The organism is Micromonospora sp. C31 (assembly GCF_018070575.1).
Taxonomy (GTDB): Bacteria; Actinomycetota; Actinomycetes; order Mycobacteriales; family Micromonosporaceae; genus Micromonospora.
Window position 1 is genome coordinate 1 of record NZ_JAGPXN010000059.1, and the last position, 1,408, is coordinate 1,408.

The window sequence follows — 1,408 nt, forward strand, 5'->3', positions numbered from 1 at the left end:
TACTCCAACGTCACTTCGCCTGTCTGCGCTGGTAGTGGGATCGTCGGGCTCTGGCTTGGGATGTTCGTCGCCAGATCGACCAGTGCAGGGTGTGCGCTGGCGGTAGCGCCGCAGCGAGGACGAAGGCGTTGAGGAGTCGGCGGATCTCGGCGACGGTCAGCGTGATGATCTCCGGGTCGGCGTCGGGCTGCTGCGCTGTGGCGGCGAGGATGGTCAGGACGGCCAGGGCGAGCATGGCCAGGGTGATGAACCGGTGCCAGCCGGTCCAACTGCGGATTTGGTAGTGGTCCAGGCCGACCTGACCTTTCCCGGTCTGGAACAGTTCTTCGATGCTCCAGCGGGAGCCGGCGACGGTCACGAGGGTGTGTAGCGGCACCGGGCGGGGTGACCAGCACAGGTAGAAGGCCAGCTCGCCGGTGGTCCGGTTGCGACGGATGAGCAGCCACCGATGCTCACCCAGGGTGGTGGCGGTGGTGATCCAGGCCCACAGGTAGTCGCGAGGACCTTTCGCCCCTGGCCCGCAACTGTGCAGCTGCCACTCGCGGGTGGGGATCCGCTTGGCAAGGTCGTCGACGCGTACGAGGGTGCGGCCGTCGTTGACCGCCACGCGTCGGTCGCAGCCGATGGCCAGGGCGTAGCCGATCCCGCGGTGTTCCAGGTCAGCGCGCAGGCCCGGGTCGGCGCCGTAGACCTCGTCGCCGGTCACCCACCCGGCCGGAACTCCGGCGTCCAACGCGGTGGCGATCATCTGCCGGGCCAGGGCCGGCTTCGTAGCGAACCCGACCTGATCGGGAACGCCTGCGGCGGTGAGACGGTCGGGACGGTCGCACCAGGTCGTCTCCGGCATGTAGAGCCGGCGGTCGATCATCGCCCGCCCCGCTGGTGACACGTAGGCCAGGAACACCCCGACCTGGCTGTTCTCGACACGGCCGGCGGTGCCGGTGTACTGCCGCTGCACCCCGACCGAGCGCACCCCTTTCTTGAGGAAGCCGGTCTCGTCGGTGACCAGCACGGCGTCGGGGTGGCCGAGTTGCTCGATCAGCCAGTCACGCACGTCATCGCGCACGGCGTCGGCGTCCCACACCGCCGTACGCAGCAGCCGCTGCATCGCCTGCGGATCGGCGTGACCAGCGCGTTCGGCCAAAGACCAGCAGGTTTTACGTTCTACGTCCGACAGCAGCCCTTCCACGAACTGTGCCGCCGTCGCACGCGGTTCCGGCCGCACGAACCGGTCAGCGACACGCGCCACCGCCTCGTCCAGAACGCCCCGCCACCCGGTGGGGTCTACGCTGTGGCCCACGGCCATCGCGCGATCTTCGGTTGTCCTCACAAACCATCGATGATCAACGCGGTGGCCGTCCTCATGCCCACGCCACGCCCAACGCCGAAGCCAAGTGACGTTGGAGTA

1 protein-coding gene is annotated in these 1,408 nt (G+C 68.5%); it reads right to left on the reverse strand.

Going from position 1 to position 1,408, the window contains the following annotated elements:
* Positions 1 to 10 precede the first annotated feature (10 nt).
* Positions 11 to 1,306, reverse strand: a complete 1,296-nt coding sequence (locus tag KBX06_RS27420; protein WP_247686779.1) for an IS701 family transposase — start codon at positions 1,304 to 1,306, stop codon at positions 11 to 13.
* Positions 1,307 to 1,408: the final 102 nt, after the last annotated feature.